General features: G+C 65.2%; 14 protein-coding genes. 9 read left to right on the forward strand and 5 right to left on the reverse strand.

Annotated features, from left to right (window positions below; translation table 11 throughout):
* Positions 1-2: 2 nt before the first annotated feature.
* Positions 3-3,029 carry a bifunctional diguanylate cyclase/phosphodiesterase gene (locus tag AC3WUT_RS21300; protein ID WP_492349091.1) on the reverse strand — a complete coding sequence of 1,009 codons (3,027 nt, stop codon included), beginning with the start codon at positions 3,027-3,029 and terminating at the stop codon, positions 3-5.
* 193 nt (positions 3,030-3,222) lie between these two features.
* On the opposite strand from AC3WUT_RS21300, the gene AC3WUT_RS21305 reads away from it, so the two are divergent.
* Positions 3,223-3,993, forward strand: coding sequence for a class II aldolase/adducin family protein (locus AC3WUT_RS21305; RefSeq protein ID WP_492349092.1), 771 nt, complete (start codon positions 3,223-3,225; stop codon positions 3,991-3,993).
* A gap of 49 nt (positions 3,994-4,042) precedes the next feature.
* Here the strand turns inward: AC3WUT_RS21305 and AC3WUT_RS21310 are convergent, their stop codons facing one another.
* From AC3WUT_RS21310 to AC3WUT_RS21325, 4 genes are all read right to left on the reverse strand, one after another.
* Positions 4,043-5,293 (reverse strand): sensor domain-containing diguanylate cyclase, encoded by a 1,251-nt coding sequence (locus tag AC3WUT_RS21310; protein ID WP_492349093.1) that lies wholly within the window; start codon positions 5,291-5,293, stop codon positions 4,043-4,045.
* Positions 5,294-5,299: 6 nt separating this feature from the next.
* Positions 5,300-6,406 (reverse strand): ABC transporter substrate-binding protein, encoded by a 1,107-nt coding sequence (locus AC3WUT_RS21315; protein ID WP_492349094.1) that lies wholly within the window; start codon positions 6,404-6,406, stop codon positions 5,300-5,302.
* 182 nt (positions 6,407-6,588) lie between these two features.
* Complete coding sequence (gene alaS, locus AC3WUT_RS21320) at positions 6,589-9,210, reverse strand: alanine--tRNA ligase (protein WP_492349095.1); 2,622 nt, start codon at positions 9,208-9,210, stop codon at positions 6,589-6,591.
* Positions 9,211-9,357: 147 nt separating this feature from the next.
* On the reverse strand, positions 9,358-10,776 hold the full coding sequence (locus AC3WUT_RS21325) for an aminotransferase-like domain-containing protein (protein WP_492349096.1): 1,419 nt from the start codon (positions 10,774-10,776) through the stop codon (positions 9,358-9,360).
* 385 nt (positions 10,777-11,161) lie between these two features.
* Between AC3WUT_RS21325 and gabT the strand changes: the two genes are divergently transcribed.
* From gabT to AC3WUT_RS21365, 8 genes are all read left to right on the forward strand, one after another.
* On the forward strand, positions 11,162-12,454 hold the full coding sequence (gene gabT / locus AC3WUT_RS21330; protein ID WP_492349097.1) for a 4-aminobutyrate--2-oxoglutarate transaminase: 1,293 nt from the start codon (positions 11,162-11,164) through the stop codon (positions 12,452-12,454).
* 35 nt (positions 12,455-12,489) lie between these two features.
* The gene (locus AC3WUT_RS21335) at positions 12,490-13,578 is read left to right on the forward strand and encodes an ABC transporter ATP-binding protein (RefSeq protein WP_492349098.1); all 1,089 of its coding nucleotides are present in this window, start codon (positions 12,490-12,492) and stop codon (positions 13,576-13,578) included.
* Between the two features lie 68 nt (positions 13,579-13,646).
* A complete protein-coding gene (locus AC3WUT_RS21340) occupies positions 13,647-14,684 on the forward strand; it encodes an ABC transporter substrate-binding protein (RefSeq protein WP_492349099.1) in 1,038 nt (345 codons plus the stop codon).
* A 49-nt stretch (positions 14,685-14,733) separates the two neighbouring features.
* On the forward strand, positions 14,734-15,987 hold the full coding sequence (locus AC3WUT_RS21345) for an ABC transporter permease (RefSeq protein WP_492349100.1): 1,254 nt from the start codon (positions 14,734-14,736) through the stop codon (positions 15,985-15,987).
* Positions 15,988-16,011: 24 nt separating this feature from the next.
* Positions 16,012-16,830: an ABC transporter permease gene (locus tag AC3WUT_RS21350; RefSeq protein ID WP_027474383.1), complete on the forward strand. Its 819-nt coding sequence runs from the start codon at positions 16,012-16,014 to the stop codon at positions 16,828-16,830.
* 13 nt (positions 16,831-16,843) lie between these two features.
* Positions 16,844-17,809 carry an agmatinase gene (gene speB / locus AC3WUT_RS21355; RefSeq protein ID WP_492349101.1) on the forward strand — a complete coding sequence of 322 codons (966 nt, stop codon included), beginning with the start codon at positions 16,844-16,846 and terminating at the stop codon, positions 17,807-17,809.
* 47 nt (positions 17,810-17,856) lie between these two features.
* Complete coding sequence (locus tag AC3WUT_RS21360) at positions 17,857-19,335, forward strand: NAD-dependent succinate-semialdehyde dehydrogenase (protein WP_492349102.1); 1,479 nt, start codon at positions 17,857-17,859, stop codon at positions 19,333-19,335.
* Between the two features lie 465 nt (positions 19,336-19,800).
* Complete coding sequence (locus AC3WUT_RS21365) at positions 19,801-20,172, forward strand: hypothetical protein (RefSeq protein WP_492349103.1); 372 nt, start codon at positions 19,801-19,803, stop codon at positions 20,170-20,172.
* The last annotated feature ends 7 nt before the right edge of the window (positions 20,173-20,179 follow it).

The raw sequence follows: 20,179 nt of genomic DNA on the forward strand, positions 1-20,179 counted from the left end.
GCCTAGGCCGGCAGCGCGACGCTGGCACGGGCCTCACACCAGGCTTGCAGATCCGAGGCCGAGACCGGCCGGCTGAAGTAATAGCCTTGCATGCTGCAGCAGCCGAACGCCACCAGAAAATCGGCCTGCTCGCGGCTCTCCACCCCTTCGGCGATGACCTCCAGTTGCAAGTGGTGCGCCAGATCGATGATGGCGGTGATGATGGCCATGTTCTTCGGGCTGGCCTGGTAGTCATCCACAAACGATTTGTCGATTTTCAGCACATCCACCGGCAGGGTGGCCAGGTAGGCCAGGCTGGAATAGCCCGTGCCGAAGTCATCAATCGCAATGCGCAGGCCCAGCGCCTTGAGCGCATGCAGCACGCCGGCCATGGCCTCCATGTTCTGCATCAAGCCGCTCTCGGTGACTTCGATCTCCAGCAGGGCCGGCGGCAGTCCGGTGCTTTTCAGCACCTGCTGCACCTCGCTCACAAAGCTGGGGTCGGCCAACTGCCGGACCGACACATTGACCGCCATGGGAGCGCGCAACAGTCCGAGCCCGCAAAGACGGCTGGCCTCTTCACAGGCGGTGCGCAGAATGTGGCGCCCGATCTCGATGATCTGACCACTTTCTTCGGCCAGCGGAATGAACTGGGCCGGCGACACCCGCTGCCCAGACCAGCACCAGCGCGCCAGGGCCTCCACGCCCACGACTTGGTCCGCACTGAAATCGACCTTGGGTTGGTACTCAAGAAAGATCTCGCCATGCCCGAGAGCCGCCTTCAGCGCCTGTTCCTGCTGCAACCGCTGATGGGCGGCCACCCCCAGTTCACGCGTGAAGTAATGGAAGCGGTTGCGGCCTGCATTCTTGGCCGCATAAAGGGCCGCATCGGCGTGCTTGGCCAGTTCATCGAAGCTGTTGCCGTCGGCCGGAAACAAGGCAATGCCGATCGTCACCGACACATTCAGCTCCCGGCCCTGCACCACAAAAGGCTCGCTGCACAGGCGCAGCAGCTTGCGGGCCAGGTGGCCGGCCTGGGCCCCATCTTTCAGACCGGTCTGCAGGATCACGAACTCATCCCCCCCCTGTCGGCTCAGGGTGTCGGAATGGCGCATGGCCCCCGACAGGCGCCGCGCAAAATCCACCAGCAGGCGGTCACCCACCTCATGACCCAGCGAGTCGTTGACGGTCTTGAAGCGGTCCAGATCCAGGTACATCACCGCCACCTGCTCTTGCTCGCGCTGAGCCAGCAAAATAGCCTGTTCGGCCCGGTCGTACAACATCAGCCGGTTGGGCAAACCGGTCAAGGCATCGTGCTGGGCCAGGTGGGCCATGCGGATGGCCATGGAGCGCATCTCACTGACATCATGAAACACCATCACCGCACCGATGATTTCACCGTGCCGGTCCTTGATCGGTGAGGCAGAGTCCTCGATGTCAAATCGTTGCCCATCCCGCCGGACCAAGGACGTGTCTGCGGCCAGCCCCACCGTGTCCTGAAGCTCCAGGGCGAGCCGCACCGGGTTTCGCAAGGGACTGCCATCCACCGAGTTGACGATGGGCATCACCGCCTCCACCGGCTCGCCCCGCGCCAGATCCAGGCGCCAGTCGGTCATCATCTCGGCCACCGGGTTGAGGTAGGTCACCCGACCCGCCACATCGACCGTGATCACGGCGTCCCCGATCGAACTCAGCGTGACCCTGAAACGCTCCTTCTCTTCGAAGACCTGGCTCTCGGCCTGCTTGCGATCGGTGATGTCCATGAGCTGGGCAAAAATGCCCGCGACCCGGCCCTCGCGGAGATCCGGCGCCAAGGACACCAGCAAGGTGCGCAGCAGCCCCCCGGGCAGCTTGACCGGCCACTCAAAAGTCTGCGCCTCGCCCGCCAGAGCCAACTTGATGTACGGCCCGTAGCGATGCATCAGGGCCGGTCCCACCACATCAGGCAGAGTCTGTCCCCGCAAGACCTCAGGCAGAAGACCGAAGAGGTCGCGGTGCAGGTGGTTGGCAAACAGGTTGCGCAGGTCGCGGTCCCAATAGCTGACCAGCGACGGCAGGTGGTTGACGATGGTGCGCAGATGCCCTTCGGCGTGGGCCAGCAGTTGCGACACCTGCTGACGATGGCGCAATTCGCGCTCGAACAACAGCACCAACCCCAGACAACCGGCCACCAGGACCAGCGTCACCCCCCCGGTGCTGGCAACCCGCTGCCACCAGGCCGACTCGACCGCCCCCGCAGGGCGCATCAGCACCAGGCGCAGGGGCGCATCGCCAACCTGCAGGTAGCTGACCAGGCGGGGTGCGCCGTCACCCGCCAGATCCGAGCGGAAGCTGCCGGCCGGCGCCGGCCCTTGTGGCCCCTGTTCCGGCCAGTTCAGGCTGCCACTGAGCGAGGTCCCCCCTGGGCCAACCGCCCCGGCCAGGTAGGTGCCATCGCGGTGCTCCAGCCAAAGCAGCGAGTCGCCGCCGAGGTCGGCCTTGTCCAGCAGCCCCTGCCAATGGGCCAGCGGAACCAGGCCCACCGCCACACCGGCAAAATGCCCCTCTTCATCCTGCAGGCGCCGGCTCAGGGCCAGCGAAGAAATCTTCTTGATCTGACTGACAAAGGGATGGCTGATGTAGAGCGCATCGCGGTCCGCATGCCATTGCGCCTGAAAATAGTCACGCTGGGTCGCCGTGACGAGGCGGGGCACCAGGCCCGCGCTGTCGGCCACGGCGCGGCCGGCACGGTCCAGTACCAGGGTGGCGGCAAATACCGGTTCACCCGTGAGCCGTTTGAACAACAGACGCTGGCGCCACTCCGGTGCCAGTTTCTGCAGACCAGGGTCCTGCCAGTCATCGCGCAAGGCCCCCAACACACGGTCACCCAGGCTCACATGGCGCCCCAGCGCCTCGCCCAGTTGGGTCAGGACGCGGGCATCGTGCTCTGCCACGCGCCCCCAGGTTTCACGCAGATCCGTGCGCGCCCAATGCACCGACAGACCCGCCATGGTCAGTGCCAGACACAGGGCCATCAGCAACAGCCAGCGGGAAGTGATGGGGCGAAGCATGGTCGATTTGGAGGGGCCAAGGGCGGATTCTAGGGACGGGGTAGGTCACCTACATTGATGCCCGTCAAGCTCCACCCTTGCCGCCGGCGCCGCAATGGCCCATGCCGTGTCAAATCCTTGACATGGGGCGGCGCCCGCGTGGGGCAAGATGCGGCACCCCACCCCGCATCCGATCCCCCTTTCAGGAGACAGCATGAACATCCCCTCACTGCAGCAGCAGGTCAGCGCCGAAGAGTGGCAGCTGCGCGTCGATCTGGCCGCCTGTTACCGCCTGGTGGCGGCCTACGGCTGGAGCGACCTGGTCTTCACCCACATCAGCGCCAAGCTGCCCAGCTCGGTGGCGGGCGATGAACACCAGTTTTTGATCAACCCCTACGGGCTGATGTTTGATGAAATCACCGCCTCCAGCCTGGTCAAGGTGGACATGCAGTGCAACAAGCTGCACGACAGCCCCTTCCCGGTCAACCCGGCGGGCTTCGTGATCCACAGCGCCATCCATGAGGCCCGCCCCGAGGCGGGCTGTGTGCTGCACACCCACACCCGCGCCGGTGTGGGCGTGAGCGCACAGAAGCACGGCATTCTGCCGCTGAGCCAGCAATCCACGTTTGTGCTGAGTTCGCTGGCCTACCACGACTACGAAGGGGTGGCGATCCGCGACGATGAAAAGACCCGTCTGCAGGCCGATCTGGGCACCGCCAACTACTTGGTGTTGCGCAACCATGGGCTCCTGACCGTGGGGCGCAACATTCCTGAGGCGTTTTTGGCCATGTACACCTTCGAGAACACCTGCCGGATCCAGATCGATGCCCTGGCGGGTGGCGGCGAAGTGATCTCGGTCAACCCCACCATCCTCGACGGCGTGGCACACGCCATGAAGGTACAGACGAGCGGCATGGGGGGCCAATTTGTCTGGCCATCGCTGCTGCGCAAGCTGGAGCGACTGGACCCCGGCTACAAGACCTGAGAGCGCCTCAGGCAACGCGGTCCTGCCGCAGCCCCGGGCGGGGGCGGCGTCACCCGCTCACTTCGACACGGTCTCGCCCTTCGCTCTTGGCGTGGTAGAGCATGGCATCAGCGCGTGCCAGCAGGTCAGCCACACCCTCGTCCGGTCCGCACTGGGCCACGCCGAAGCTGGCTGTCCGGGGGATCACCATGCCCTCCCAGAGGGCGGGTTGCTCGCCCACCCGTTCACGCAATCGCTCTGCCGCCTGGCGCGCGTCCACCAGATCGCTTTCAGGCAGAACGATCAGAAACTCCTCGCCCCCATAGCGGGCCACCCAATCCACCTGGCTGCGCAGCTGCCCCCGCAGCAAAGTGCCAAAGTCGCGCAGCACGGCGTCGCCCGCCGCATGGCCATGGGTATCGTTGATGACCTTGAAATGGTCGATGTCGGCAAAGATCACTGACAGCGGCCGGCCATAGCGCCGTGCCCGCTCGATCTCGGAGGGCAGGCGCTCCTCGATCACACGCCGATTGAAACACCCGGTCAGCGCATCCGTGATCGACAGCCGGTGCACCTCGCCAATCAACTTCTCCAGCTGCTGGGTGCGCTCGGCCACCAGGCCATCGAGGTTGGCAATGTGGCTTTGCAGCTCGCCCTGGAGCTGGCGAAAGCCCTGGGTCACGAGATCGATCTCGTCCAGATGATCGCTGCTGGCACGGTCCAGCACCAGGGGACGCGAGATTTCCTGTGGCTTGAGCTCGGACGCAAAACGCGCAATCTGCTGCAGCGGCTGCTGCAGGTCTCGCCGCAACATCCAGGCCACGACCAGGCACAGCAAGGCGGTGAAAACGCCATAACCGGCGGCGATGGTGAGGGTATTGGCCAGAATCTGTTGGTAAAGGTAGCTGGGATCCACCCACAGTTGCAATTGGCCCACTGCCTTGCCGCCCTGGGGCGACGCGATCTCGAGCGTGTGGGTCGGCGGTGTGTCGCCGCCCACCTCGGCCGACAACGCGCCAGCCTCAAAAATCTGGCCCGTGCTGGCCAACACCCGGGCACGCCCGATTTCGGGCAGGCCCGCCAACCAGTTCATCTGGCGCTGGATCACCTCGGGCTCGATGTCCCACAACGACAGCGACAGCATCGGCAGGCTGTTGTCAGCAATCTCGCTGACCGCGTGTTCCACCTGTGACTGACTGCTGCGATAGGCCAGACCCGCCTGGAGCAAGGTCATGGCCAGCAGGCAAAGCCCGGCCAGCACCACGATGCGCCGGATCAGCGTGGCGGCAATCGAACGGTAATAAGGCTGGTTCAAAGACATGTCGGCCTAGCGTAACAGGTCGCCTACATCAAAATCGTAATGGACCAGGCGCGGATTCAGCGCCAGGCTGTAGCGCCTGAAATCCAACGCCCCACCATCGCCCGCAAAACGCTGCAGAAAGCGCTCGGCCAAGGGGGGGGTGAACAGGATGAACATGGGCACCACCATCTCCAACCCCTCGGTCTTGGCAAAGTCATGGCCCTTGGCATGGTCGTAGATCATGACCAGCGCCCAGGCCCCGGCCATGAAATGCCCACCCGCCAGAGCAGAAAGCTCGCCCGAACGCACCGCATTGAGGGCTTCTGTGGAGGTGTTGACACCACTGAACAGCACATCCTTGCCCGGCACGTCGGCATGCTCACGCCAGGCCTGCATGGCACCAAAGGCCATCTGGTCACTGCCCGCCCACACCAACCGGGCATCCGGGTGGCGGCGCACCAGCCAACGCGACTTGGTCAAGGCGGTTTCGCGACTCCAATTGGCGTAAACGATCTGGTCCAGCACCACATCCGAGGCCTCGGCCAGGGCGCGCTGCAGGCCGGCATTGCGGGCCGCCGAACTGGGCGTGGAGCGGTCGCCAGCGATGGCAATCACATGCAGCAGGCCGTCCGCCCCTCTCAGCTGGGCGCGGCGACCTTTCTCGATCAAGGTTTTTGCCGTGAGGTAGCCCGCGTCTTCGGCGCGGGGCTCCAGCGTCCCCAGCCAGAAATCGTATTTCTCGCGAGGACCACCGGTGGTGCGACGGTCTGCACCATGAATGCCGCTGAAGGCCATCATGGCCTTGATACCCGAGCCGTTCAGCAGCCGAAGAATCTCCGGGCCGGTAGCGTAGTCGTTGGAGAAAATCACATAGTCAGGCCTCTGGGCCGCCGGCCGGGCCGCCAGAGACGCTGCAATCTCCAACGTTTTGAGGTGGTCCCGCTCGGCATAGCGCACCTCCAGCTGCAGGTCGAGGCTGCGTGCCGCCTGCACCATGGCAGAGGCTGCGGCGACCCAATAGGCCTCGTTGCTGCGCCCCGGGTTGATGAAGGCCACCGACAAAGCCTGGGCCGGACCCACCAGGCCCAAGGTCATCGTGAACAACAGAAAGAGTCGATTCAGCGCGGCACTCACAACAGGGATCCAGAAGAAGTCAACCCAGTTGGCACGGGGCGAAGGGCTTGCAAGGGGACAGGTGGCCCAGGGCCATGGGCCGCATTATCAACTTGAGCGCGGCCACCGCCACCGGACAAGCCCCATCCAGGGCGTGCCTCAGTCGGGGGCAAAGCCCGCCCCCCTTGCTCAGAAGCCCCGCCTCAGGCGCGCTCGGCCACCCAGCCCTGCACCGAGGCCAGGGCCTTGGCCAGGCCGGAGGCATCCGTGCCCCCCGCCATGGCCATGTCGGGTTTGCCGCCCCCCTTGCCGCCCACTTGCTGGGCCACAAAGTTGACCAACTCACCCGCCTTGACCTTGCCAACGCTGTCGGCCGTGACGCCGGCCGCCAACTGCACCTTGCCACCGTCCACGGCAGCCAGCACGATGGCGGCGGTCTTGAGCTTGTCCTTGAGCTTGTCCAGGGTCTCGCGCAGGGTTTTGGCATCGGCGCCATCGAGCAAAGCGGCCAGCACCTTGATGCCCTTGACGTCCACCGCCTGGCCCATCAACTCGTCGCCTTGCGAGGAAGCCAGCTTGCCCTTGAGCGCAGCCACTTCCTTTTCAAGCGTCCTGACCTGGTCCAGCACCTGGGTGATGCGGCCTTGCAGCTCGGCCGCCGGCGCCTTCAGCGTGCCAGCGGCCTGCTGCACCGTGGCTTCGAGGCCTTGCAGGTAGGTCAATGCATTGACACCGGTGACGGCTTCAATCCGCCGCACACCCGCCGCCACGCCGCTTTCAGCCACCACCTTGAACAGGCCGATGTCGCCGGTGCGCTGCACATGGGTGCCGCCGCACAGTTCACGGCTGCTGCCGATGTCGAGCACACGCACGGTTTCGCCATACTTTTCACCGAACAGCATCATGGCGCCAGTCTTTTGGGCCGATTCGATGTCCATCACGCGGGCCTGGGTGGGGGCATTGGCGAGAATTTCGGCGTTCACCTGGGCTTCGATGGCGCGGATCTGTTCATCGGTCACGGGGGCGTTGTGCGCAAAGTCGAAACGGGTGCGATCGGCATTGACCAGCGAACCCTTCTGTTGCACGTGGTCGCCCAGCACTTCGCGCAAGGCCTTGTGCATGAGGTGGGTGACCGAGTGGTTGCGCATGGTGGCAGCGCGCACCGCGGTGTTCACGGCAGCCGTCACGTGGTCGCCCACCGCCAGCGTGCCGGATTCCAGCGTGCCATGGTGACCGAACACATCGGCCTTGATCTTCAGGGTGTCGCCCACGGCGAACATGGCCGAGCCGCTGCGGATCACGCCTTCATCGCCCACCTGACCACCGCTTTCGGCGTAGAAGGGGGTGGTGTCCAGCACGATCACACCGGTCTGGCCGGCCTTGAGTTCGGCAGCCGGGGTGCCATCCACGTACAGGGCCACCACCTTGGCCGGGGCTTCGAGCTGCTCGTAGCCCACAAAGGTGTTGCCAGCGCCGGTGTACTCCAGGGCGCGATCCATCTTGAACTTGCCGGCAGCACGGGCCTGGGCCTTTTGCTTGTCCATGGCCAGCTTGAAGCCGTCTTCATCGACGGCCACGTCACGTTCACGGCACACATCAGCCGACAGGTCGAGCGGGAAGCCATAGGTGTCGTGCAGCTTGAAGGCCACCTCGCCCGGCAGGGTCTTGCTGCCATCGGCCAGGGCGGCGTCCAGGATTTCCATGCCGTTGGCCAAGGTTTCGAAGAAGCGCTCTTCTTCGGCCTTCAGCACCTCGGTGATGCGGGCCTCATCGGTCTTGAGCTTGGGGTAGGCATCGCCCATCAGCACCACCAGGTCTTTGACGAGCTTGTGGAAAAACGGGGTCTTCTGGCCCAGCTTGTAGCCATGGCGGATGGCGCGGCGCACGATGCGGCGCTGCACGTAGCCGCGGCCTTCGTTGGAGGGGATCACGCCGTCGCTGACCAGGAAGGCGGTGGCACGGATGTGGTCGGCGATCACGCGCAGGCTCTTGTTGTCCAGGTCTTTCTCGCCGGTTTCGCGCGAGGCCGCCTTGATCAGCGTGTCGAAGATGTCGATCTCGTAGTTGCTGTGCACATGCTGCAGGATGGCGGCCAGGCGCTCCAGGCCCATGCCCGTGTCCACGCAGGGGGCCGGCAGCGGCTTGACCGAGCCATCGGGCTGCATGTCGAACTGCATGAACACGTTGTTCCAGATCTCGATGTAGCGGTCGCCATCGGCGTCGGGGCTGCCCGGAGGGCCGCCCGGGATTTCGGGGCCGTGGTCGAAGAAGATCTCGCTGCAGGGACCGCAGGGGCCGGTGTCGGCCATCATCCAGAAGTTGTCAGAAGCATACTTGGCGCCTTTGTTGTCGCCAATGCGCACCACACGCTCGGGCGGCAGGCCGATTTCCTTCGTCCAGATGTCGTAGGCCTCATCGTCGTCGATGTAGACCGTGGCCCACAGCTTGTCGGCCGGCAGCTTGTAGACCTCGGTCAACAGTTCCCAGGCCCACTTCAGCGACTCACGCTTGAAGTAGTCGCCAAAGCTCCAGTTGCCCAGCATCTCGAAAAAGGTGTGGTGGCGGGCGGTGTAGCCCACGTTTTCCAGGTCGTTGTGCTTGCCGCCGGCACGCAGGCAGGCCTGAACCGAAGCCGCACGCACATAGGGACGCTTGTCGGTGCCCAGGAACACGTCCTTGAACTGCACCATGCCTGAGTTGGTGAACATCAGCGTCGGGTCGTTGCCCGGCACCAGCGAGCTCGACGCCACCACGGTGTGCCCCTTGGAGGCGAAGAAATCGAGGAAGGTCTTGCGAATCTGGGCGACGGTGATAGGTGTGCTCATGGGGTGCAAAGAGAGGGTTCTGGTTGGGTGGGTGGTCCATGCCCTCACCCATTGGTGAGCTCATGGCGCCGCCCGCGCCGTGACGGGGCCCGCGCGCAGTGCCGGGCCAAACAGGCAATTATAAGATTCGGCGGCCCGGGCAGCGCATCACTGCGCCACCTGACGCCCCAGCTCGATGCGCTGGGCCAGAAACTGCCACAGGCGCTCGTCCTGGCAGAACGCCACGTTGAAGCGCAGCCAGCCGGTGGGCCGCGGCTCGACCAGGAACAGCTGCCCCGGCCCCAGCATGATGCCGGCGGCCGTGGCCTCCTTGGACAGCTCGGCACTGTCGGGCAGGTCGGGGTGGCGGGCCCACAGGTACATGCCGGCCTCGGGCTCATGGAACAGTTCAAAACCCAGGCTGTCCAGGCGCCGCCCCACCTGGCGGTGGGCTTCGCCCAGGCGATCGCGCAGCGATTTGAGGTGCTTGCGCCAGCGCCCATCGGTGATCACGCCAAACGTCACGCGCTCGGCGATGTCGGAGGAGGTCAGGCCGGCCACCATCTTGAGCTGCACGAACTCGCCCAGCATGTCGGGCCGGGCCAGCAAGTAACCCACGCGCAGATTGGGCGAGATGGTCTTGGAATAGCTGCCGATGTAGACCACCCGGCGCAACTGGTCCAGGCTGGCGAGCGAGGAACGCGAGGTGCCGTCCATGTCGGCATACAGGTCGTTTTCGACCAGCACAAAATCGTGTTGCTCGGCCAGTTGCAGCAAGCGGTGCAGGTGCGCCACCGACGCCAGCGAGCATGTAGGGCTTTGCAGGCGAGGCTGGGTGAAGAAGGCCTTGGGCTTGTGCAACTGAACCAGCGCCTCCAGTGCGGGCAGGTCATAGCCTGTGGGGGTGCGCGGCACGCCGATCAGCCGGGCACCGGCGAAGCGCAGCATGTACAGCAGGTTGGGGTAGGCCGGATCGTCCACCAGCACGGCATCCCCGGGCTTGAGCAGGCAGCGCGCCACCAGGTCCAGCGCCTGGCTGGAGCCATGGGTGAGCAGCACCTGGTCGGCATCGACGGTGATCTGGTGCTCGGCCAACGACTCGGCAATCATCATGCGCAGGGCCATGTGGCCCGAGGGCAGACCGTAGCCGTCCAGTTCGGGGCCGTCGGTGGACAGTTGCCTCAGGCTGCGCCGCACGGCGTCACCAAACAGCCAGTCGTGCGGCAACCAGCCACAGCCCGGCTTCATGGGCAGGTTGCGGTTTTCGAAAATCTGCTTGAGGTACCAGCGCGCATCAAAGCGCGGCGCCTCACGCGGCGCCTGACCGGCCACCGCTGGCGCCGCGCCCTCGTCGCGCCGCTTCACAAAAAAACCGGCATTGGCACGCGAGACCAGCCAGCCCTGAGCCACCAGGCGGTCATAGGCCTCGACCACGGTGAAGACGCTTACGCCATGGGCCGCCGCAAAGGCCCGAATGGAAGGTAGTTTGCTGCCCGGCTTGATCACCTGGCCCGCGATCAGGCCGCGCAAGCCGTCGACGATCTGGCTCACCAGCGGGGTCTGGACATCGGTACGGAGTGTGAGCATCAGGAAGACAGAAGACCCGGATCGAAAAAACACGGCGCCCGGGGATCGCTGGCCGGGCAGCCACCAGCGGGAAGTCTAACGCCCAACGCCATCGACCCATCGATTCAAGCTGGCGCTGCGGAAACGCCCCAAAACAGGGCCTTGATGGGGCGCAAATCCAAGGGTTAACCCGCGATTCAGAATCTGACGACGCCCCAAGCCGGCGCATGCCTGGCCAAGCGACACAGGCTTTTGCGCCACTGCGGTGCAAGGCACCAGATCAGGGATTCCATGTACAGGCAACTCGACCTGCACAGTGCGTCCAAATCCTGAAGTGTGTGTACATGGTTCAAAACAGAAACGATCCGTAAAGTCCATCCATCTGTTCAACCAACCGCTTGAAACCATGAAGTCAGAACGCCATTTCACCAACGCCGCCCTTCTTGCCCGCCGCCAGGCCGCCGTCGCCCGCGGCGTGGGCCAGTCGCACGAGATCTTCATCCAGAAGGCCGAAAACGCTGAGTTCTGGGACGTGGAAGGCCGCCGCTTCATCGACTTCGCGGGTGGCATCGCCGTGCTCAACACCGGCCACCTGCACCCCCAGGTGATCGCCGCCGTGCAGGCCCAGCTGGCGCTGTACACCCACACCTGCTTCCAGGTGGTGGCCTATGAACCCTATGTGGAAGTCTGCGAGCGCCTGAACACACTGGCTCCCGGCGACTTTGCCAAGAAGAGCCTGCTGCTGACCACCGGCGCCGAAGCCGTTGAAAACGCCATCAAGATCGCCCGCGCCCACACCCGCCGCCCGGGTGTGATCGCCTTCACCGGCGGCTACCACGGCCGCACCAACCTGACCCTGGGCCTGACCGGCAAGGTCGCCCCCTACAAGGTCGGCTTCGGCCCCTTCCCGGGCGAGATCTACCATGCCTTGTTCCCCAACGACTTGCATGGCGTGAGCGTGGCCGATGCCCTGCATTCGATCGAACTGATCTTCAAGAACGACATCGAGCCCCAGCGCGTGGCGGCCTTCATCGTCGAGCCGGTGCAGGGCGAAGGCGGCTTCAATGTGGCCCCGCCCGAGTTCATCTCGGGCCTGAAGGCCCTGGCCGAGCGCCATGGCATCTTGTTGATCGCCGACGAAGTGCAGACCGGCGCCGGCCGCACCGGCACCTGGTTCGCCTGCGAGCAATGGCCGGTGGCCCCGGATCTGATCACCACCGCCAAGTCGCTGGCCGGCGGCTTCCCGCTGTCGGGTGTGGTGGGCCGCGCCGAAGTGATCGACGCCCCCGCCGCCGGTGGCCTGGGCGGCACCTATGCCGGCAGCCCGGTGGCCTGCGCCGCCGCCCTGGCCGTGATCCAGGCCTTTGAAGACGAGAAGCTGCTGGAGCGCAGCAAGACCCTGGGCCAAAACTTGCAAGCAGGTCTGCGCCGCATTGCCGAGAGCGAAGCCTCGATTGGCGATGTGCGCGGCCTGGGCGCCATGGTGGCCATCGAGCTGTTCGAGAACGGCGACAAGAGCCGCCCCGACGCGAACCTGACCAAGAACGTGGTGGCCGAAGCCGCTCGCCGCGGTCTGGTGCTGCTGTCCTGCGGAACCTACGGCAACGTGATCCGCATCCTGGTGCCGCTGACCGCCTCTGACGCACTGATCGATGAAGGTCTGGCCATCCTGGCCGAGAGCTTCAAAGCCCAGCGCTGATCCAACACGCTACTTTCCTGCCCTTGCACACAAACATGTCTCAAGCAGAACCCCTGGTGCGCTTCTCCGGCGTGCAAAAGACCTACGACGGCGAACAGCTCGTGGTGCGCGATCTGAACCTGGACATCCAGCGCGGCGAATTTCTGAGCTTGCTGGGGCCCTCGGGCTCGGGCAAGACCACCACGCTGATGATGTTGGCCGGCTTTGAATCGCCCACGGCGGGCGACATCCTGCTGGACGGCCGCCAGATCACCGGCACGCCGCCGCACAAGCGCAACTTCGGCATGGTGTTCCAGAACTACGCCCTGTTTCCCCACCTCACCGTGGGGCAGAACGTGGCCTACCCGCTGACCGTGCGCAAGGTGCCCAAGGACGAGCAGGCCCGCCGCGTGGCCAAGGCGCTGGACATGGTACGCCTGGGTGGCATGGCCGATCGCCTGCCGGGCCGCCTCTCGGGCGGCCAGCAACAGCGGGTGGCGCTGGCCCGCGCCCTGGTGTTCGAGCCACAGCTGGTGCTGATGGACGAGCCGCTGGGTGCGCTCGACAAGCAACTGCGCGAGCACATGCAGATCGAGCTGAAGGAATTGCACCGGCAATTGGGCGTGACCTTTGTCTACGTGACCCACGACCAGGGCGAAGCACTGACCATGAGCGACCGTGTGGCCGTGTTCAACGAAGGCGTGATCCAGCAACTGGCGCCGGTGGAAGACCTGTACGAAGCCCCCAGCAACCGCTTCGTGGCCGGCTTCGTGGGCGACAGCACCGTGCTCAAGGGCAGCCTGCAGGGTGGCAACGCCCTGCAACTGGCCGACGGCCAGCGCCTTCAGGGCCTGAACGTGAACGGCGTGGCCGACGGCGCCGCCGTGGAAGCCTGTGTGCGGCCCGAGCGCATCGTGCTGCACCTGGGCTCGGCCGCGCCGGTACCCAACTCGCTGGCCGCCACCGTGGCCCGCGTGATCTATTACGGCGACCACCTGCGCCTGCTGTGCTCGCTGGGCGAGGGCCAGGCCGAGGCCACCGTGAAGCTGCCTTTGACCCGTGCCGACAGCAACCCCCATCCACAAGCTGGCGAGCCGGTGCGGCTGGAGTTCCCGGCCGCGGCCACCCGCCTGTACGCGGTGTGAACCACGACAACGTTTTTTTTGCGCTCCCTCTCTCTAGAACCTCAACTTCCAACAAAGGAAAACGTGCCATGAAAAAGAGCCTGATCCCCTGCGCAGCCGCCGCCCTGGCCGCCTGCCTGGCCCTGCCCAGCTTTGCCGAACAGCAGTTGACCATCGTCAACTTCGGCGGCGCCAACGCCAACGCCCAGAAGAAGGCCTACTACGAGCCCTTCGAAAAGACCGGTGTCAAGGTGGTGCCGGTGGAATACAACGGTGAGCAGGCCAAGATCAAGGCCATGGTCGAGACCAAGAAGGTGACCTGGGATGTGGTCGAGGTCGAATCGCCCGACGCGGTGCGCGGCTGCGACGAAGGCCTGTTCGAAAAGCTCGACTACAGCAAGCTGGCCGACAAGGCCGACCTGCTGCCCGCCGCCGTCACCGAATGCGGTGTGGGCGTGTTCGTGTGGTCCACCGTGATGGCCTACAACGGCGACAAGCTCAAGAGCGCCCCCAGCAGCTGGGCCGACTTCTTTGACACCAAGAAGATCCCTGGCAAGCGCGGCATGCGCAAGGGCGCCCGTTACAACCTCGAATTCGCACTGCTGGCCGATGGCGTGAAGCCGGGCGATGTGTACAAGGTACTGGCCACCAAGGACGGCGCCGACCGCGCCTTCAAGAAGCTGACCGAACTCAAGCCCAACATCCAGTGGTGGGAGGCCGGCGCCCAGGCGCCCCAGTTCCTGGTCGCCGGTGACGTGGTGCTGAGCACGGTCTACAACGGCCGCATCGACGCCGCCAACCGCGAAGGCCGCAACCTGAAGATCTATTGGCCCGGCGGCATTTATGACCTGGACTACTGGGTCATCCCCAAGGGCGCGCCGAACAAGGAACTGTCGCAAAAGTTCATCGCCTTCGGCCTGCAAGCTGGCAACCAGGCCGTGTACGCGCAAAACATCGCCTACGGCCCGACCAACAGCAAGGCCCTGGCCAAGCTCGACAAGAAGGTGCTGGACGACCTGCCCACCTCGGCCGCCAACGCCAAGGAAGCCCTGCAGTTCAACGTGAGCTTCTGGGCCGACCAGGGCGAAGCGCTTGAAAAGCGCTTTGCTGCCTGGGCCACCCAGTAAACACGCCTGAGCCTGAGCAACACTGACTGAGAGACGGAGCCGATTCACCATGGCAGCACCCATCCGAGCCGCCGGCGCACCGGGCGATGAGCCCGGCGCACTGCGCAAAGCCTTATCCCGAGCCGAAGCGCGCCGCCAGTGGCGAGCCTTCGGACTGACCCTGCCCTTGCTGGTGTTTCTGCTCCTGACCCTGCTGGTGCCGATCGTCGCGCTGCTCCAGCGCGCGGTCGAAAACCCCGAGGTGGCCAACGCCCTGCCCCTGACCATCCGCGCGCTGGACGGCTGGAACGGGCGTGACACCCCCGCTGCCGCGGCCTACGGCGCCCTGGTCAAGGACCTGGCGCAACTGCCCGACAGTGCCGATGCCGGCCAGTTGGCCCGCCGACTCAACACTGAGGTGCCCGGTGCCCGCTCGCTGGTGATGGGCGCCTACCGCGCCCTGCCCTTCGAGGGCAGCGACGCCGACATCCAGGCCCGCCTGCTGCAGGCCGACCCACGCTGGGGCGAGGTCCCGTTCTGGCAGGCGATTGCCAAGAACGGCTCGCGCTGGACACCCGACTACCTGCTGGCCTCGCTCGACCTGAAACGCGACGCCGAGGGTGCCATCGAGCGCATGCCTGAAGAGCAGCGTGCCTTTGGCGCCATCCTGCTGCGCACCTTTCACATCAGCCTGGTGGTGACGATCTGTTGCCTGCTGCTGGGCTACCCCCTGGCTTGGTGGCTGGCCTCACTGCCCGAGCGTTCGGCCAATGTGCTGATGATCCTGGTGCTGGTGCCTTTCTGGACCTCGATCCTGGTGCGTGTGGCCGCCTGGATCGTGCTGCTGCAGTCCGAAGGCCTGGTCAACAGCGGGCTGATGGGCCTGGGCCTGATCCACGAGCCCCTGCCCCTGCTGTTCAACCGCACCGGCGTGGTGATCGCCATGGTGCACATCCTGCTGCCCTTCATGATCCTGCCGCTGTACAGCGTGATGAAGAACGTTCCCCCCACCTACCTGCGCGCCGCGGTGTCGCTGGGCAGCGCGCCGCTGGCCGCTTTCTTCCGCGTCTATGTGCCGCAGACCTACCCGGGCATCGGGGCTGGCGCCTTGCTGGTGTTCATTTTGTCGATTGGTTACTACGTGACCCCGGCCCTGCTGGGCGGGGCCGACGACCAGATGCTGAGCTACTACATCGCCCGTTACACCAACGTCGAGGTGAACTGGGGCATGGCCTGCGCCCTGGGCGCCATCCTGCTGGGCGCCACGCTGATTCTTTACGGTGTGTACCGCCGCATCGGCAAGGCTGAACTCAGCCTCGGCTGATCAAGAAAAAGAAGGTGAATGCCCATGATCAAAATGCCTGAATTCCCCCTGTACGCCACCGCCGCCGACAAGGCCGGCTGGTGGGCGGTGCGGCTGCTGTGCGTGGCCGTGCTGGTGTTCCTGCTGGCCCCCATCCTGGTGATGGTGCCGCTGTCGTTCTCCGACAGCTCGTTTCTGGCCTACCCGATCCCGGGCTGGTCGCTGAAGTGGTACCGCAACCTGTTCGAGTCCACCGAATGGGCCCGGGCCACGCGCAACAGCTTCATCGTGGCGCCGGCTGCCACGCTGCTGGCCACCTCGCTGGGCACCTTGGCTGCGGTGGGCCTGTCGCGCGCCACCTTCCCGTTCAAGGGCCTGCTGATGGGCGTGCTGATCGCGCCCATGGTGGTGCCCATCGTGGTGGTGGGCGTGGCCACCTACCTGTACTTTGCGCCGCTGGGCCTGGCCGACAGCTACTTCGGCCTGATCATCGTGCACGCTGCCCTGGGCGCCCCCTTTGTGCTAACCACTGTGCTGGCCACGCTGGCGGGCTTCAACCACAACCTGGTGCGCGCCTCGCTGAGCCTGGGCGAGACCCCGTTCAACACCTTCTTCCGCATCACCCTGCCGGTGATTGCACCGGGTGTGATCTCGGGCGCGCTGTTCGCCTTTGCCACGTCGTTTGACGAAGTGGTGGTGACGCTGTTCCTGGCCGGGGCCGAGCAGGCCACCCTGCCGCGCCAGATGTTCACCGGCATCCGCGAGAACATCTCGCCCACGATTGCCGCGGTGGCCACCCTGCTGATCTGCTTCACCACCGCCTTGCTGCTGGCCCTGGAATGGCTGCGCGGGCGCAAACGCTGAGCGGGGGCCTGCCATGAGCCACACCCCTCCATCCCACTTGAACCAGCCACTGGGCGGCAACACCATGCCGCGATTTGCCGGCCTGGCCAGCATGATGCGCCTGCCCGTCACCACCTCCGCGCGGGGGCTGGATGCGGCCTTCATCGGCGTGCCACTGGACATCGGCACCTCCAATCGCTCGGGCACCCGCTTCGGCCCGCGCCAGATCCGCGCCGAATCCTGTCTGCTGCGCCCCTACAACATGGCCACGGGTGCCGCACCGTTTGATGCGCTGCAGGTGGCCGACCTGGGCGATGTGCCGATCAACACCTACTCGCTGCCCAAGTCGGTGGACATCATCACCGCCTTCTATGACGAGGTGCTGAGCCACGGCTGCGTGCCCCTGACGCTGGGCGGCGATCACACCATCGCGCTGCCCATCCTGCGCGCCGTGGCCAAACACCACGGTCCGGTGGCGCTGATCCACGTCGATGCCCATGCCGACATCAACGACGACATGTTCGGCGAACGCATCGCCCACGGCACGCCCTTCCGCCGCGCCGTGGAAGAAGGCCTGCTGGCCGGCGACAAGGTGTGGCAGATCGGCCTGCGCGGCACCGGCTACGCCGCCGATGACTTTGACTGGCCGCGCCAGCAGGGCTTCACCGTGGTGCCGGCACACGAGGTCTGGTACCAGTCGCTGGCCCCCTTGATGGCCCAGGTGCGCGAACGCATCGGCCCCGATCATCCGGTGTACATCAGCTTTGACATCGACGGTCTCGACCCCAGCTACGCTGCCGGAACCGGCACCCCTGAAATCGGCGGCCTGACCGTGCCCCAGGGGCTGGAAATCGTGCGCGGCTGCCGCGGATTGAACGTGATAGGCTGCGACCTCGTGGAGGTCAGCCCGCCCTACGACACCAGCGGCAACACGGCCTTGCTGGCGGCCAACCTGTTGTACGAGATGCTGTGCGTGCTGCCCGGCGTGCCCTGCCGCTGAGCCCCCTCCCCCCCCCTTCTTTTCTTGCCGACACGGAAACCCAAGCCATGGACATGAAGACCTCCCCCCTCGCCCTGCTCAAAGACCCCACCCTGCTCAAGACTGACGCATTGATCAATGGTCAATGGGTGGCCGGCAGCAGCCGTTTCGACGTCAACGACCCAGCCACCGGCCTGAAGCTGGCCGACGTGGCCAACCTGGGCGCGGCCGATGCCGAAGCCGCCATCGCGGCCGCCAACGCCGCCTGGCCCGCCTGGCGCGCCAAGACCGGCAAAGAGCGCCACGTCATCCTGCTCAAGTGGTTCCAGCTGCTGATGGCCAACCAGGAGGACCTGGGCCGCATCATGACCGCCGAACAGGGCAAACCTTTTGCCGAAGCCAAGGGCGAAGTGGCCTACGGCGCCAGCTTTGTCGAATGGTTTGCCGAAGAGGCCAAGCGCGTGAACGGCGAAACCCTGCCCCAGTTCGACAACAACCGTCGCCTGATGGTGCTCAAGCAGCCCATCGGCGTGTGCGCCGCCATCACGCCCTGGAACTTCCCGCTGGCCATGATCACCCGCAAGGTGGCGCCTGCCCTGGCGGCCGGTTGCCCGGTGGTGATCAAGCCCGCCGAACTGACCCCCCTGACCGCGCTGGCCGCCGCTGAGCTGGCCGTGCGCGCCGGCATCCCGGCCGGGGTGCTGAACCTGTTGACGGCCGATGGCAGCAACAGCATCGCCGTGGGCAAGGTGTTCTGCGCCAGCGACGTGGTGCGCCACATCAGCTTCACCGGCAGCACCGAGGTGGGTCGCATTTTGATGGCCCAAAGCGCCCCCACGGTCAAGAAAATGTCGCTTGAACTGGGCGGCAACGCACCCTTCATCGTGTTTGACGATGCCGACCTGGACAGCGCGGTCGAAGGCGCCATGGCCAGCAAATACCGCAACGCCGGCCAGACCTGCGTGTGCGCCAACCGCCTCTATGTGCAGGATGGCGTCTACGACGCCTTCATTGAAAAGTTCGCCGCCAAGGTCAAGGCCCTGAAGGTGGGCAATGGTTTCGAGGAAGGTGTGAACCAGGGCCCGCTGATCGAGGATGCGGCGGTCGAGAAGGTTCATCGCCATGTGGCCGACGCCCTGGCCAAGGGCGCTCGCGTGGTGGCTGGCGGCAACAAGCTCAGTGGTCAATTCGTCGAACCCACCGTGGTCGCCGATGCCACGGCCGACATGCTGTGCGCCCGTGAAGAGACCTTTGGCCCCTTCGCACCGGTGTTCCGCTTCAAGACCGAGCAAGAAGCCATCGACGCGGCCAACAACACCGAGTTCGGCCTGGCCAGCTATTTCTACAGCCGCGACGTGGGCCGCATCTTCCGCGTGAGCGAAGCCCTGGAATACGGCATGGTCGGCATCAATGCCGGCGTCATCGCGACCGAGCACGTGCCCTTTGGCGGCGTCAAGCAGTCGGGCCTGGGCCGTGAAGGCTCGCACCACGGCATGGACGACTACGTCGAACTGAAGTACTTGTGCCTGGGTGACATCTTGAAATGAAATAGGTCCACCCTGTTGGGGCCTCACTGCGTGTGGCCCCCTCCCCCTCAAGGGGCACACCCAGAGGCCTGGCAGAGCCAGCTCCTCGGGTGTCGCTGGTATGGCCTGCTCCGCGGCCTTTTGGGCCTTGGCGTGGTGACGAACTTCAACGCTCTGATGGCTGGTTTTTCAGGGCTGAAAAGGACCACCCTGTCGGATGGCCTCACTGCATGTGGCCCCCATCCCCCTCAAGGGGCGCACCCAGAGGCCTGGCAGAGCCAGCTCCTCGGGTGCCGCTGGCTTGGCCTGCTCCGCGGCCATCTGAGCCTTGCTGCCGTGACGAACTGAAGCCTGGTCGAGGCGGTTTTGGGCCCTTTCAAACATCGGGCCAATCCCTGCGCATTTGTCAGTTGACTGCGCTTTGGCGAGGCTTGGGCGCTGCTAGGATGGGTGGCAGCAACTCTTGAGCCGATGGCTCCAACGCGCATGACAGACCAAATCCAGATCGCCAGCGAATTGCTGCGTGCCTTTTCGGGTCAGCAGGCGCTGAGCCTGGACCTGTATGTGGAGGGCATTGCGTCCCATGAGGCCGCTTTGGCCGCTTCGCTCAACGAAGACGCCGACGATGCCTTGCTGTGCGTGCTGGTGGATGAAGGCGAGGCCGCCGTGCTGTTGATTGGCTGGGACGGCACGCTGTACCGCAATGAAAAAGGCCTGAACCACCTGCGTGCCATGTGGAAAGAGCGCTATCACAACCACCTGACCACCCTGATCCCGGTGTTTGCCGAGCACATCAGCGAACACAACCTGGGTGTGGCCGGCATCCGCTGGACCGCCACCGAGGGCGGCAGCTCCTGATCTTCAC

This window comes from Curvibacter sp. EU05-FHT14A10 (assembly GCF_058791075.1).

Excerpts from the sequence above, each read along its gene's own strand:
- AC3WUT_RS21300 (WP_492349091.1), bottom strand. The coding sequence starts at position 3,029 with ATGCTTCGCCCCATCACTTCCCGCTGGCTGTTGCTGATGGCCCTGTGT.
- AC3WUT_RS21305 (WP_492349092.1), top strand. The coding sequence starts at position 3,223 with ATGAACATCCCCTCACTGCAGCAGCAGGTCAGCGCCGAAGAGTGGCAG.
- AC3WUT_RS21310 (WP_492349093.1), bottom strand. The coding sequence starts at position 5,293 with ATGTCTTTGAACCAGCCTTATTACCGTTCGATTGCCGCCACGCTGATC.
- alaS (WP_492349095.1), bottom strand. The coding sequence starts at position 9,210 with ATGAGCACACCTATCACCGTCGCCCAGATTCGCAAGACCTTCCTCGAT.
- AC3WUT_RS21325 (WP_492349096.1), bottom strand. The coding sequence starts at position 10,776 with ATGCTCACACTCCGTACCGATGTCCAGACCCCGCTGGTGAGCCAGATC.
- gabT (WP_492349097.1), top strand. The coding sequence starts at position 11,162 with ATGAAGTCAGAACGCCATTTCACCAACGCCGCCCTTCTTGCCCGCCGC.
- AC3WUT_RS21335 (WP_492349098.1), top strand. The coding sequence starts at position 12,490 with ATGTCTCAAGCAGAACCCCTGGTGCGCTTCTCCGGCGTGCAAAAGACC.
- AC3WUT_RS21340 (WP_492349099.1), top strand. The coding sequence starts at position 13,647 with ATGAAAAAGAGCCTGATCCCCTGCGCAGCCGCCGCCCTGGCCGCCTGC.
- AC3WUT_RS21345 (WP_492349100.1), top strand. The coding sequence starts at position 14,734 with ATGGCAGCACCCATCCGAGCCGCCGGCGCACCGGGCGATGAGCCCGGC.
- AC3WUT_RS21350 (WP_027474383.1), top strand. The coding sequence starts at position 16,012 with ATGATCAAAATGCCTGAATTCCCCCTGTACGCCACCGCCGCCGACAAG.
- speB (WP_492349101.1), top strand. The coding sequence starts at position 16,844 with ATGAGCCACACCCCTCCATCCCACTTGAACCAGCCACTGGGCGGCAAC.
- AC3WUT_RS21360 (WP_492349102.1), top strand. The coding sequence starts at position 17,857 with ATGGACATGAAGACCTCCCCCCTCGCCCTGCTCAAAGACCCCACCCTG.
- AC3WUT_RS21365 (WP_492349103.1), top strand. The coding sequence starts at position 19,801 with ATGACAGACCAAATCCAGATCGCCAGCGAATTGCTGCGTGCCTTTTCG.